This is a genomic window from Streptomyces brevispora, from assembly GCF_007829885.1.
Lineage (GTDB): Bacteria > Actinomycetota > Actinomycetes > Streptomycetales > Streptomycetaceae > Streptomyces > Streptomyces brevispora.
On record NZ_VIWW01000001.1, the window covers coordinates 3,698,385 to 3,710,517 of the forward strand.

General features: G+C 70.4%; 13 protein-coding genes. 8 read left to right on the plus strand and 5 right to left on the minus strand.

All coding sequences use genetic code 11. From position 1 onward, the window contains the following. The first annotated feature begins 34 nt into the window (after positions 1-34). Together mqnC and FHX80_RS17295 are read left to right on the plus strand one after the other, a co-directional pair. Positions 35-1,234, plus strand: a complete 1,200-nt coding sequence (gene mqnC / locus FHX80_RS17290; protein ID WP_145765007.1) for a cyclic dehypoxanthinyl futalosine synthase — start codon at positions 35-37, stop codon at positions 1,232-1,234. Positions 1,235-1,241: 7 nt separating this feature from the next. Then, positions 1,242-2,039 (plus strand): imidazolonepropionase-like domain-containing protein, encoded by a 798-nt coding sequence (locus FHX80_RS17295; RefSeq protein ID WP_145765008.1) that lies wholly within the window; start codon positions 1,242-1,244, stop codon positions 2,037-2,039. Between the two features lie 123 nt (positions 2,040-2,162). Here the strand turns inward: FHX80_RS17295 and FHX80_RS17300 are convergent, their stop codons facing one another. The 4 genes from FHX80_RS17300 to FHX80_RS17315 form a co-directional block, all read right to left on the minus strand. Continuing rightward, positions 2,163-2,801, minus strand: a complete 639-nt coding sequence (locus tag FHX80_RS17300; RefSeq protein WP_145767353.1) for a DUF3152 domain-containing protein — start codon at positions 2,799-2,801, stop codon at positions 2,163-2,165. A 357-nt stretch (positions 2,802-3,158) separates the two neighbouring features. Beyond that, positions 3,159-3,482, minus strand: coding sequence for a helix-turn-helix domain-containing protein (locus FHX80_RS17305; RefSeq protein ID WP_244318313.1), 324 nt, complete (start codon positions 3,480-3,482; stop codon positions 3,159-3,161). Between the two features lie 218 nt (positions 3,483-3,700). Continuing rightward, positions 3,701-4,672 carry a hypothetical protein gene (locus FHX80_RS17310; protein WP_145765010.1) on the minus strand — a complete coding sequence of 324 codons (972 nt, stop codon included), beginning with the start codon at positions 4,670-4,672 and terminating at the stop codon, positions 3,701-3,703. Positions 4,673-4,784: 112 nt separating this feature from the next. Then, entirely contained in the window at positions 4,785-5,210 is a 426-nt protein-coding gene (locus FHX80_RS17315) for a peptidase inhibitor family I36 protein (protein WP_145765011.1), read from the minus strand. Between the two features lie 269 nt (positions 5,211-5,479). Here FHX80_RS17315 and FHX80_RS17320 point away from each other — a divergent pair, with 269 nt between their 5' ends. The 5 genes from FHX80_RS17320 (at position 5,480) to FHX80_RS17340 (ending at position 10,140) form a co-directional block, all read left to right on the plus strand. Next, positions 5,480-5,977 carry a hypothetical protein gene (locus tag FHX80_RS17320; protein WP_145765012.1) on the plus strand — a complete coding sequence of 166 codons (498 nt, stop codon included), beginning with the start codon at positions 5,480-5,482 and terminating at the stop codon, positions 5,975-5,977. Between the two features lie 24 nt (positions 5,978-6,001). Further along, entirely contained in the window at positions 6,002-7,444 is a 1,443-nt protein-coding gene (locus FHX80_RS17325; protein WP_244318315.1) for an efflux RND transporter periplasmic adaptor subunit, read from the plus strand. Further along, the gene (locus FHX80_RS17330; RefSeq protein WP_145765013.1) at positions 7,441-8,130 is read left to right on the plus strand and encodes an ABC transporter ATP-binding protein; all 690 of its coding nucleotides are present in this window, start codon (positions 7,441-7,443) and stop codon (positions 8,128-8,130) included. Before FHX80_RS17325 ends, FHX80_RS17330 begins: the two co-directional genes overlap by 4 nt. Then, on the plus strand, positions 8,127-9,377 hold the full coding sequence (locus tag FHX80_RS17335; RefSeq protein ID WP_145765014.1) for an ABC transporter permease: 1,251 nt from the start codon (positions 8,127-8,129) through the stop codon (positions 9,375-9,377). The genes FHX80_RS17330 and FHX80_RS17335 overlap by 4 nt, the downstream gene beginning before the upstream one ends. Before the next feature lie 70 nt (positions 9,378-9,447). Continuing rightward, positions 9,448-10,140: a demethylmenaquinone methyltransferase gene (locus FHX80_RS17340; protein ID WP_145765015.1), complete on the plus strand. Its 693-nt coding sequence runs from the start codon at positions 9,448-9,450 to the stop codon at positions 10,138-10,140. A 24-nt stretch (positions 10,141-10,164) separates the two neighbouring features. Here FHX80_RS17340 and FHX80_RS17345 read toward each other — a convergent pair whose 3' ends face one another. Further along, the gene (locus tag FHX80_RS17345) at positions 10,165-10,689 is read right to left on the minus strand and encodes a GNAT family N-acetyltransferase (protein WP_145765016.1); all 525 of its coding nucleotides are present in this window, start codon (positions 10,687-10,689) and stop codon (positions 10,165-10,167) included. Between the two features lie 97 nt (positions 10,690-10,786). Here FHX80_RS17345 and FHX80_RS17350 point away from each other — a divergent pair, with 97 nt between their 5' ends. After that, the gene (locus FHX80_RS17350; protein ID WP_145765017.1) at positions 10,787-12,070 is read left to right on the plus strand and encodes a geranylgeranyl reductase family protein; all 1,284 of its coding nucleotides are present in this window, start codon (positions 10,787-10,789) and stop codon (positions 12,068-12,070) included. Positions 12,071-12,133: the final 63 nt, after the last annotated feature.

Sequence of the window (12,133 nt, forward strand, 5' to 3'; positions counted from 1 at the left end):
ATCCGTTGAAAAACCGCCGAAAGGTGACAGCCCGGTGACCGAGAAGGCCGACCTCCAGCCCATCCTCGACCGAGCCGCCGAAGGCGGCCGGATCACTCCGGCGGAGGCCCTCGACCTCTACCGCTCCGCGCCCCTGCACGCGCTGGGCGCGGCCGCCGACGCCGTACGCCGACGCCGTTACGCCGGTACGGAGCACATCGCGACGTACATCATCGAGCGCAACATCAACTACACGAACGTGTGCGTCACGGCGTGCAAGTTCTGCGCCTTCTACGCCGCCCCGAAGGACACCGACAAGGGCTGGTCCCGCGACCTCGACGACATCCTGCGCCGCTGCGCGGAGACCGTCGAACTGGGCGGCACCCAGATCATGTTCCAGGGCGGGCACCACCCGGACTACGGCGTGGAGTACTACGAGGAGCACTTCTCCGCGATCAAGAAGGCGTTCCCGCAGCTGGTCATCCACTCGCTCGGCGCCTCCGAGATCGAGCACATGGCCCGCATCTCCAAGGTCTCCGCCGAGGAGGCCATCCAGCGCATCCACGCCGCCGGCCTCGACTCCTTCGCGGGCGCCGGTGCCGAGCTGCTGCCGGCCCGGCCGCGTACCGCGATCGCCCCGCTCAAGGAGTCCGGCGAGCGCTGGCTGGAGATCATGGAGATCGCCCACCGCCTCGGTGTCGAGTCCACCTCCACCATGCTGATGGGCACCGGCGAGACGAACGCCGAGCGCATCGAGCACCTGAGCATGATCCGCGATGTACAGGACCGCACCGGCGGCTTCCGCGCCTTCATCCCGTACACGTACCAGCCGGAGAACAACAAGCTGAAGGGCCGCACGCAGGCCACGCTCTTCGAGTACCTGCGGATGATTGCCATCGCCCGGCTCTTCCTGGACAACGTCGCCCACATCCAGGGCTCCTGGCTCACCACCGGCAAGGAGGTCGGCCAGCTGTCGCTGCACTACGGCGCGGACGACCTCGGCTCGATCATGCTGGAGGAGAACGTCGTCTCCTCCGCCGGGGCCAGGCACCGCTCCAACCGCCTGGAGATCATCGACCTGATCCGCAAGGCGGACCGGGTCCCGGCCCAGCGCGCCACCACGTACGAACACCTCGTCGTCCACGACGACCCGGCGAACGACCCGGTCGACGAGCGCGTCGTCTCGCACATCTCGTCCACCGCGATCGAGGGCGGCACGGCCCACCCGGAGCTCAAGCTCCTGAGCGCCAACTGACGCCGTCATGCTGACCGTTCACGCCGCGCCGCTGGTCCTTCCGGTCGGCGCGGCCGCCATCGAGCGCGGTGCGGTGGCCGTCGAGGGGGACCGGATCGTCGCCCTCGGTCCGTACGACACGGTCGTCGCCGCACATCCGGCGGCGCGGGTACGGCAGTGGCCGGGCGTCATCGCCCCGGGCCTTCTGCAGCGGCACGCCGCATGGCTGCTCACCCGCTGCTACCACCCGGACCCGCGCGAGGCGGACGAACTCGGGGTCGAGCCGCTGTCGGGCGAGGCGTTCGCGCGGCTGACGGGGGAGCTGGACGCGACCCGGTGGGCCGGCAGCGTACGGCGGGGGCTCCAGCAACTGCTGCGGTACGGCACGACGCACCTCACCGGCCCGTTCCGCGACCCGGCCGTGCGTACCGCCGTGTCCCGTTCGGGGCTCGTCGAGGTGTCCGCCGACGCGGCTCCCGGCGACCCGGCCGGTGTTGCGCACGGCGTCCGTGATGGCGGAGCGGACGGTGTACGTGGAGGTGGGTCGGACGGCGTACGGAGTGGCGGACCGGACGGCGTACGGGGTGGCGGACCGGACGGCGTACGGGGTGGCGGACCGGACGGCGTTGCGAGCGACAGGCCGGATCTGGACCCGTTCGCCGGGGGCCGGGATCTGGCGGGCTGCGTGCACGGCCCGCTCGTCATCGGCGCCCGCGCCGACCTCGCGGTCTTCGACGTGCCCGACGAGGCCGCGCTCGTCGCGGCGGGGGCGGGGTCCTGCGTGGTCACCGTCCTGGCGGGGCGACTGGTGTACCGCCGCCGCTGAGCGGAAGGGCGCCCCGCCCGGGTCCCACGGAGCCGGTGCCGCGCGGCCGCTCTCACCTCACGGAACCGGTCTCACCTCATGGGACCGCTCTCACGGGACCGGTGTCACCTCACGGAACCGGTGTCACGGAACCGATGGGCCGCCCAGGTAGTGCCCCTTGGCGTCGTAGGGCCAGGCGTTGGCGACGCATCCTTTGAGGCCGTAGATCTGCTGCATCATGGCGGGGGCGGGCCGGCCCTTGCCGGGGCATGTTTCGTGGCCGTGGCCGAGCCAGTGACCCACTTCGTGGTTGATGATGAGGGCGCGGTAGTCGGCGAGCGGTCCATCGAATTCGGGTGAACCGGTCTGCCAGCGCTTGAGGTTGACCATGACGTCGGCGCCGACCCGGCAGTTCACCTCGCCGTGGGTGTCGAGACCGCTATTCCCGCAGATCCTGTCCGTGGTCCGGGGGGAGGCGATGCGGATGACCAGCCCCGCCGGGCCCTCGGCGACCTGGCGGAAGACGTTCTCGCCGTGGTGCGACCAGCCCCGGGGCGCGGCCAGGATGCGGGCGACCTCGGCGGCCGCCTTGTCCGGGTCCAGGCCCGAGCCGTCCTCCACCTCGACCCGGTAGGCGTTGCCCTTGCCGGTGTCCGTCGCGCCCGCGCGGGCGACGGTGAAGGAGGCGGCGGAGGACGAGGTGCCGGAACCGCCCGAGCCCCCGCTCTTCCACCGGAGACCCACCACCGTGGCCGCCACCAGCACCACCGGAACGACGACCATGACGAACAGCCGGTTCCGGCCACGCTCCCGCTGCCCCTGCCCACGCACGCCCGTTCTGGCCACCCGCGCCCCTCCCCAGTAATCCGGTGTCCCGTATTCCCCTCTGTAATGACTGCTGCCGGGGGTGATTGGTTCAGTCCACTCGCGTACGGACAGGGCGGGGCGGGCGCGGCGGGTGCTGCGACCAGTACGCGTATCCGGCTGCGGAGCCGGCGTTCCCGCCGGGCGCGCCGCGGCGTCACCTGTCTCGCCGCCGTGGTTGGTGCCGTCCCGTCTCAGCCGTCACGGGAATGAACCTGACGCGTAGATCTTGATTCCGGGCCGGGTCAGGGCATGTGGACGGGCCGGCCCGCGCGGTCAGGGAGCGACGGGTTCGCGGGCCTGCTGTCCCTCCGGGAACGGTGCCACTCTTTCCGGGCGTCCCGGCATCGCGGGAATTGCGGCGGGTGCGGCGAAGGCCGGGAGTTCCGGGAACGCCGGTGCGCAGGCGCGGCAAAGAGACAGAAGACCCCTGTGGTGCAGCGCGGACAGCAGGCAGAGCCGAAGCCTGGTGATTCCGTCGAGTTTCGCCCGGATATTGGCGAGGTGAAACTTCACCGTTCTCGGAGATACGTGCAGATGGGCCGCGATCTCCTCATTCGACGGAGCGCTGTGCAATGTGGTGAAAATCTGCTCCTCCATGGCGGTGAGCCGACGGTGAGGCAGCGATGCGAGACGGGTGGTGTACGGGCGTTCACGCGGTTCGGTGCAGACCGGACCGGCACAGACGAGGCATTGAACCGTCATGATCCCCCCAGGGCACTGGTTCGAGAGCCGCATGAATTTAGCACGCGAGGAAGGAAATTCTGGTTGCGGATCACGGCGTGGTCGGCGTGGGAGGGAGGTTCGGGCCGGTTTGTTCAGGGCGACGAAATAAGCGAAGCGGTGAGTTTCAGCCGATTCTTGAGCTGTTTCTTCGCCAGGTCGAGCGTCTCGGAATTCTTGTCGATCTGCCGCTTCTGGTAGGCGGACTGGACCGCGAAGTACACACCGACGAGATTGACCTCTTTTTTGCAGCGGACGTCGGCTTTGGCGGCGGTGATGGCCGCGGGAGACGCGAGAGCGTCGTCGGGGATGCCGAGCTCCGTCGTGGCGTTCATCGGATCGGACACGGTGTGCCCCTTCCGCGCCATGCAGTCGGACCAGTACTTGTTGACGGTCTTGGTGCGGGAGTCCTCGCGCGCCCGGGACTCGGCCTGGGACTTGAGATTGAAGACGTACAACGCGTCCACGGCGTTCGGCTCGGGTGCGTACAGCTTGAGGAAGGCCTCACGGCCGCAGCCGCCGACGGGCACCGACCTGCCGTTGATCCTCTGCTTGCCGCCGCCCTCCTTCTCGGCCTCCGCCTGGCTCTTCGGCATGTCGGTAGGGGTCAGATCCGGTGCGCCGTGCAGCGCGAGCTCCTCGGATGCGGTGAGACTCTCCGGCGTCCGCTCGGGGGCCCGTGCGTCTCCGGGGACGTTGTACCCGTACCGGGCCGCCTCGCTCGCGTCCACTACTCCGAAGATCCGTGCGTTCGCCCCGCCCGTCGTGGCGGAGACCGGTCGCGGCGGGAGGCTGTAGCGGAAGCCGAAGCGCTCCATGCACCGGGAGATGAGGACGCCCTGGCCCTGCTGCAGGGCGTCGGTCTCCTCCCGGGTGGCGTCGTAGGCGTCCAGCGGGAGTTGCAGTCCGACGGTGCCGAGCATCGTCGGGGTGGCCGAGACCTCGGGTTCCGATTTCTCGTCGTTCTGCCCCTTCTCGGCGGAGGAGGAACAAGCGGCAAGAAGCACGGCGGCGCAGACCACACCTACCGAACGGTGGAGGTGGCGGCGGCCGGAGAGCGAGTGCATGCGGATCCTTCGGGGACGACCGGGTCGTACGATGTGGCAGCCGCTGTTCTGCCCGGCGCTTACGGGCAGAACAGCGGTGCGGTACTGCGAGCGGAGTGCGTCTCCGGAACGCTCAGAAGTAGTACGCCGACGAGATCTCGTTCTTGAACGTGGCGGAGGCGTTGCCGTAGTAGTCGAGCGGCAAGGAGCCATGGATCCCGCCTCGGACGGGGTTGGTGTACACATCCCAGGTCGTCACGTCGCGGTTCCAATACGAAGCGGTGTTGTCGTCGGTGGTCTGGTTCTGGCCGGGACAGGTCTGGGAGGTCGTCGACGAGACGAAGCGGTCGTCGGAGAACCTTTCGTCCGAGTAGAGGAGGTCGAAGACACAGCCGGCGTAGTTCGAGTTGTAGTAGAGGCCGAACTCCCCGCTTTCCACGTTTCCGTTCTTGTGGCCGGCAGCGGTTGCGGGGCCGGCGGTCGTGAGCGTCAGCCCGGTGATCACGGTCGCGGCCAGAGTGATGCCGGTCAGACGGCGCATTACGGTTGAGCGATTCATTCCGTCTCTCCTTCGTGGTTCGGTCGGGTTACGCGTGAAGCTGCTGGGGCGTGAGCGCCATCAATCCAATGCGGTACGCATGCGGCTGGCTACTGACCCCGAGGACAGTTGTTGTCCGCGGACGGGCTCTGTAGCTTTGGGCGTCCGAGACTTCGTCACCGGCCGCAAAGCCGTTGGAATAGAGCGGCTGTTGGGCGCGTGATGAGCAGCTCGGCATCAGGCGCGGTGACCGTCTCCCCACGCCGCTGTTCCTCTTCCGGGAGTCCCGTATGCGCCCCGTTCCAGCTGCCGTCAGAACTGCCGCGGCGCTGGTGCTGCTCTCCCTCGTGACCGCCGGATGTTCGGGTTCGACGGACTCCGTACAGGCGAAGTCGTCACCGAAGTCCACCCAGGGGGCGGACGAGATCGCCTATTACCGGTGTCTGGCGGACCGGGGTATCCCGCTGGACACGACGGACGACGGCGTGCTGCGGGTCAAGAAGGGGAAGGACAACAACGCGGCCATCCTGGCCGCGGAGAAGAAGTGCGCAGGTCTGCGACCCGCACCGACCACGGTGCCCGCGACCGAGGAAGACATGGCGCGGGCCAGAAAGCTGAGCGCGTGCCTGCGGGAGCACGGCGTCAAGGGCTATCCGGACCCAGGTCCGGACGGGGATGCCCCGCTCAGCAATGAGATGGCCTACGCGATGAAGACGAACCCCGACTACCGCGAGGCGAACCGGGTGTGCGATCCCCGGCCCGAAGACGACTCCGTGGTCGGCGGCTGACGTGTCCGGGGGAAAGGGTCTTCGATGAGCGGCGAGCCCGGCGGGAGCAGCCGGAACGACGAGGGCAGCGGCAACGGCGGGGAAGAGCCCGACGGCGGTCTCGGCCGGCGCCGTCGCTGGGTGGTCGCCGTCGTCGTCGCGGCCGTGGTGCTCGGCACCGTCGGCGTCGGCGCGTCGATGGTCATCAAGTCACCCGCGCAGGCTGCGGCGGAGGCCGGCGCACCACAGCAGGACGTGCTGACCGCGGCGGTGGAACACCGGGTGCTGGTGTCCTCGGTGATCACTCGGGGCCAGGTGCGGGCGGGACAGACCGTGAACGTCTCCCCGCAGGTGTCCGGTGGCGACGAGGGCGCGACCGGCGCGGTGATCACGAAACTGGCGGTCAAGGCCCAGGACGTCCTGCGGAGCGGCCGGCTGCTGATGGAGGTCTCCGGCCGCCCGGTGTTCGTACTGCGGGGGAAGCTGCCCGTCTACCGGGACCTGCGTCCCGGCAGCGAGGGCGACGACGTCGGGCAGCTCCAGAAGGCGCTTCAGGACCTCGGGCACCCCACCGCACCCGATGCGGGCGGCAGCTTCGGCACGGGGACCAAGACGGCGCTCAACTCCTTCTACGCGTCAATCGGTTACGACCCGTTGCCGGCCCAGGACGGCGACGGCGAGGGGGTCAGGTCGGCCGCCGGCGCGGTGCGGTCGGCCGAGCGGGCCCTGGAGGACGCCAAGGAATCCGGCTCCGCGGCGAAGAGCGACGGCGCACCCGGCGACCCGCACAAGGCCGTGGAACGGGCCGAGGAGGACCTGAACGACGCACGCGCCGCTTACGCCGAGGCGCAGGCGAAGTCGGGCCCGATGCTGCCCGCCGGTGAGGCGGTGTTCCTGGAGAGCTTCCCGGCCCGGGTGAACGCGGTGCAGGGGATCGTGGGCGCCAAGGTGTCCGGGACGGTCATGACGCTGTCCTCGGGCCGGCTGGTCGTGCAGGCGTACGTCCCCGAGTACCAGAAGGGACTGCTGCGCGCCGGCCAGCGCGTCGGGATCTACTCGGAAACCACCGGGGTGTCGGCGGGCGCGAAGGTCACCCGCGTCGCGGACACGCAGACGGTCCCGGCCCAGAGCACCGCCGGTTCCGGAGCAGAAGGCGGCGACGGCGGTGGCGGCCCGGCCGCCGCCCGCTCCGGCTACCTGGTGCAGATCACTCCGGGCAAGGCGCTCGACGCCCAACTGAACGGCCAGGACGTCCGCTTGACCATCGAGGCGGCCTCCACCGGCGGCAAGGCCCTGGTGGTCCCGATCACCGCGATCACCGCGGGTGCGGACGGCCGGACGGTGGTGACCGTGGTCGCCGGGTCCGGTGATCAGAAGCGGGTCGAGATACGTCCGGGCACGTCCGGAGACGGCTTCGTGGCCGTCGAATCCGTGGTCAGGGGCGCCCTGGCCGCAGGCGACAGAGTGGTCACCGGGATACGGAAATGACCCCGCCCGTCATCGAGTTCCGCCAGGTCGCCCTGACCTACCCCGGACCACCACCGGTCGCCGCCTTCCGGCCCTGCGATCTGGTGATCGACCGGGGCGAGTTCGTGACCGTCGTCGGGCCGTCCGGCTCGGGCAAGTCGACGTTCCTCAACATCGCCGGTCTGCTGGACGCCCCGACCGCGGGGACGTATCTCCTCGACGGCCTGGACACCGGAGCGATGAGGGACGGCCACCGCACCGCCCTGCGAGGCCGCCGGATCGGCTTCGTCTTCCAGTCCTTCCACCTGTTACCGCACCGAAGCGCCCTGGAGAACGTCACGCTGGCCATGGTCTACAGCGGCGTGGCCCGCAAGGAGCGCCGGCGGCGGGCGAAGGAGGCGCTGGTACGGGTCGGGCTCGGACACCGCGTCGAGTCCCTGCCCACCCGGCTGTCCGGCGGGGAGCGGCAACGCGTGGCGATCGCGCGGGCACTGGTGGCCAGACCCTCCCTGCTGCTCTGCGACGAGCCGACCGGCAACCTCGACACGGCCAACGCGCAGTCGGTGCTGGCCCTGCTCGCGGAGTTGCACACCGATGGCATGACGGTGCTGGTGATCACGCACGACGCGGAGGTGGCGGGACGCGGCGCGCGTACGGTCACCATCCGCGACGGGGTGCTGCGCGAACGTGAAGGAGCGGCGGGATGATCCGCGGCGTGCTGCGCAAGCGCGGGGCCTCGGCGGTGGACCGCTCGGTGTTCTCCTTCGGAGACCTCCTGGGCGAATCACTCGCCGGCATGCTGCAGCGCCCGGCCCGTTCGGCCCTGACGGCGCTCGGTACGGTCCTCGGCGTGGGTACGTTCGTGGCCATCCTGGGGCTGACCGCCACGGCCTCCTCGCAGATCGACGCCCGCTTCAACTCCCTCAGCGCCACGGAGGTGTCGGTCGAGGACAAGGCCTCGGAACAGAACGAGTTCGCGGCGCCCGCCTTTCCGCCGGACGCCGACGAGCGGGTGGAGAGGCTGAACGGCGTGCGCAGCGCCGGGGTGTACTGGCCGGTTCGCCCGGCCACCGACGTCACGGTGCGCTCCGCCCCGGTCGCCCGGGCCGACGACGGCGGCAGGACGCAGGTGGTCGCGGCTTCCCCCGGCGTACTGGAGGCGGCCGAACCCACGCTCTCCCAGGGGCGGATCTACGACGACCTGATGTCCGACGAAGGGGCGTACGTCGCCGTCATCGGGTCGGGCGTCGCCTCCCGGCTCGGCATCACCACGCTGGAGACCCGGCCCGCCGTCTTCGTCGGCGACCAGCCGTTCACCGTCACCGGGATCATCGAGAACACCGAGCGCAAGGCCGACCTGCTGCTGTCGGTCGTCGTCCCGCGCACCACGGCCGAGAAGATCTGGGGGCCGCCCGCGGGCGGAAGCGCGACGATGCTGGTCTCGACGGAACTCGGCGCCGCTCAGCAGGTCGCCAGGCTGGCCCCGACCGCGCTGCGGCCCGACCACCCCGAATACCTCAAGGCCCTCCCGCCGCCCGATCCCCGGTTGCTCCGCTCCGGGGTCAGCGGCGACCTGAGTCAGCTGTTCCTGCTCCTTGCGGGCATCTGTCTGGTCATCGGCGCGGTCGGGATCGCCAACACCACCCTGGTGTCGGTCCTGGAACGCACCGGCGAGATCGGTCTGCGGCGCGCGCTCGGCGCCCGTGCCAGGCACATCACCCTGCAGTTCCTCGCCGAGTCCGGCGTGCTGGGAGCCGTCGGCGGTCTGATCGGGACCTCGCTGGGCGTGGTCACGGTGGTGGGCGTTGCCCTGGCCCGCGACTGGACCCCGGTCGTGCACCCGGCCACCGCCGCGGCGGCCCCCGCGATCGGCCTCGTCACCGGCGTGCTGGCCGGGCTGTATCCGGCGTGGCGGGCGTCCCGCATCCAGCCCGCCGAGGCACTGCGCCGCTGATCGGCACCGCGGTGTTCCCCGACAGCGGACCCGCCCCGCCGCAGCACGGCCGGGCTGCTTGAATGGACGGGTGACCCGAGCCTCCCTGGACAAGCAGCCGCACGAAGTCGCCTCGATGTTCGACGACGTGGCGGAGAACTACGACCTCACCAACGACGTGCTCTCGCTCGGCCAGGCGCGGCTGTGGCGCAAGGAGGTCGCGAAGGCGGTGCACGCCCGGCCCGCGGAGAAGGTCCTCGACCTGGCCGCCGGGACCGCGACGTCCTCGCTGCCGTTCGCCGAGACCGGTGCGTTCGTCGTGCCGTGCGACTTCTCCATCGGCATGCTCCAGGAGGGCAAGAGGCGCAACTCCTGGCTGCCGTTCACCGCGGGCGACGCGACGCGGCTGCCGTTTCGCGACGAGACGTTCGACGCGGTGACCATCTCGTTCGGGCTGCGCAACGTCCAGGACACGGACGCCGCGCTGCGCGAGCTGTACCGGGTGACCAAGCCGGGCGGCCGGGTGGTCATCTGCGAGTTCTCCCAGCCGGTCTGGACGCCGTTCCGGACCGTCTACACCGAGTACCTGATGCGGGCGCTGCCGCCGGTCGCGCGCGCGGTGTCGTCCAACCCCGACGCGTACGTCTATCTCGCCGAGTCGATCCGCGCCTGGCCCGACCAGGCCGGCCTCGCCGCAAGGCTTAAGCGGGCCGGCTGGTCGAAGGTCGCCTGGCGCAACCTCACCGGCGGAGTGGTGGCGCTGCACCGGGGCGTACGCGCCTGACGGGCGGCAGGTGCCGCCCGGCCGTCACCGGCCCAGCTCCAGCCGGAAGCACCGCACCTCCTGCCCCGACCGGGGCGCCGTGAAGCTCTCCGCCCGCTCCATGCCCAGGCGCAGGGCCACCGCGACCGACCGCTCGTTGAGCTCGTCGACCGTCGCCACGACCCGCTCCACCCGGGCCGCGCGCAACCGCTCCAGGGCGATGCGCGCGGCCGCGGTCACATAGCCGCGGCCCCACGCCGGACGGGCCAGCCGCCAGCCGATCTCGATCTCGCCCACCGGGCCGTACGCGCTCTGCGGCCACGGCTGCGCACCGGTGAAGCCGACGACGTCGCCGCCCTCGTCGAGCACGGTCCACAGGCAGAAGCCGTGTTCGGCGTCGAGCCTGCGCTGCCTGGCGGTCCACTCCTCGTACAGCGACAGCTCGGACGGGCGGCCGCCGAGGAACTCCATCACCTCCGGGTCGGCGAAGGCGCGGTGCCAGGCCACCGCGTCCTCGTCGGTCGGGACACGCAGCTGTACGACAGGGAGTGCGCGGGGCGCGATCGACATGGGGGAGCCCTTCGGAAGGTTGGTCAGCAGGCCCCCATAGACTGCACGGGACATGTGCCGCGCGGCACGCGATTTCGAGTCTTCGGGAGATCCGACCGTGACCGAGCCCCTGTCCGAACACAGCGCGGACGTGATCGTCGTCGGGGCAGGCCCGGCCGGCTCCACGACCGCGTACTACCTCGCCAAGGCGGGACTCGACGTCCTCCTCCTGGAGAAGACCGCCTTCCCGCGCGAGAAGGTCTGCGGCGACGGCCTCACACCGCGCGCCACCAAGCAGCTCGTCTCCATGGGCATCGACATCTCCGAAGAGGCCGGCTGGCTGCGGAACAAGGGCCTGCGCATCATCGGCGGCGGCGTCCGGCTCCAACTGGACTGGCCGGATCTCGCCTCGTACCCGGACTACGGACTGGTCCGCAAGCGCGACGACTTCGACGAGCAGCTGGCCCGCCAGGCGCAGAAGAGCGGCGCACGGCTGTACGAGCGCTGCAACGTCGGCGCCCCGATCACCGACCCCCGCACCGGCCGGATCACCGGCGTGCACGCCAAGCTCGGCGAGGAGAAGACCCCGGTCACCTTCCACGCCCCCCTCGTCGTCGCCGCCGACGGCAACTCCACCCGGCTCTCCGTGGCGATGGGCCTGCACCGCCGCGAGGACCGCCCGATGGGCGTCGCCGTCCGTACGTACTTCACCTCGCCCCGCCACGACGACGACTACCTGGAGTCCTGGCTGGAACTCTGGGACCGCCGAGGCGCCGAGGACCGGCTGCTGCCCGGCTACGGCTGGATCTTCGGCATGGGCGACGGCACCTCCAACGTCGGCCTCGGCATCCTCAACTCCTCCTCCGCCTTCAAGGAGCTGGACTGGCGCGAGGTCCTCAAGGCGTGGTGCGCGTCAATGCCGGAGGACTGGGGCTACACCCCCGAGAACATGACGACGCCGATCCGCGGCGCCGCCCTCCCGATGGCCTTCAACCGCCAGCCGCACTACACCAAGGGCCTGCTGCTCGTCGGCGACGCGGGCGGCATGGTCAACCCGTTCAACGGCGAAGGCATCGCGTACGCCATGGAGTCGGGCCAGATCGCCGCGGACGTCATCGTCCAGGCCCACGCCCGCTCGACCCCGGCCCAGCGCGAACTGGCCCTGAACAACTACCCGAAGGTGCTCAAGGAGACCTACGGCGGCTACTACACGATGGGCCGCGCCTTCGTGAAGCTGATCGGCAACCCGAAGGTCATGAAGGTCGCCACCCAGCGCGGCCTGACGCACCCGCTGCTGATGAAGTTCACCCTGAAGATGCTCGCCAACCTCACCGACCCGACGGGCGGCGACGCGATGGACCGCATCATCAACGGCCTGACGAAGGTGGCGCCGAAGGCGTGAGCGTCCGGGTGCTGCGGATCTTCTCCCGCAGCACCCGGATCGCGCCGGTCGAAGATCGTCGCT

Excerpts from the sequence above, each read along its gene's own strand:
- FHX80_RS17335 (WP_145765014.1), top strand. The coding sequence starts at position 8,127 with ATGATCCGCGGCGTGCTGCGCAAGCGCGGGGCCTCGGCGGTGGACCGC.
- FHX80_RS17330 (WP_145765013.1), top strand. The coding sequence starts at position 7,441 with ATGACCCCGCCCGTCATCGAGTTCCGCCAGGTCGCCCTGACCTACCCC.
- FHX80_RS17325 (WP_244318315.1), top strand. The coding sequence starts at position 6,002 with ATGAGCGGCGAGCCCGGCGGGAGCAGCCGGAACGACGAGGGCAGCGGC.
- FHX80_RS17305 (WP_244318313.1), bottom strand. The coding sequence starts at position 3,482 with ATGGAGGAGCAGATTTTCACCACATTGCACAGCGCTCCGTCGAATGAG.
- FHX80_RS17320 (WP_145765012.1), top strand. The coding sequence starts at position 5,480 with ATGCGCCCCGTTCCAGCTGCCGTCAGAACTGCCGCGGCGCTGGTGCTG.
- FHX80_RS17310 (WP_145765010.1), bottom strand. The coding sequence starts at position 4,672 with ATGCACTCGCTCTCCGGCCGCCGCCACCTCCACCGTTCGGTAGGTGTG.
- FHX80_RS17345 (WP_145765016.1), bottom strand. The coding sequence starts at position 10,689 with ATGTCGATCGCGCCCCGCGCACTCCCTGTCGTACAGCTGCGTGTCCCG.
- FHX80_RS17315 (WP_145765011.1), bottom strand. The coding sequence starts at position 5,210 with ATGAATCGCTCAACCGTAATGCGCCGTCTGACCGGCATCACTCTGGCC.
- FHX80_RS17300 (WP_145767353.1), bottom strand. The coding sequence starts at position 2,801 with ATGGTCGTCGTTCCGGTGGTGCTGGTGGCGGCCACGGTGGTGGGTCTC.
- FHX80_RS17295 (WP_145765008.1), top strand. The coding sequence starts at position 1,242 with ATGCTGACCGTTCACGCCGCGCCGCTGGTCCTTCCGGTCGGCGCGGCC.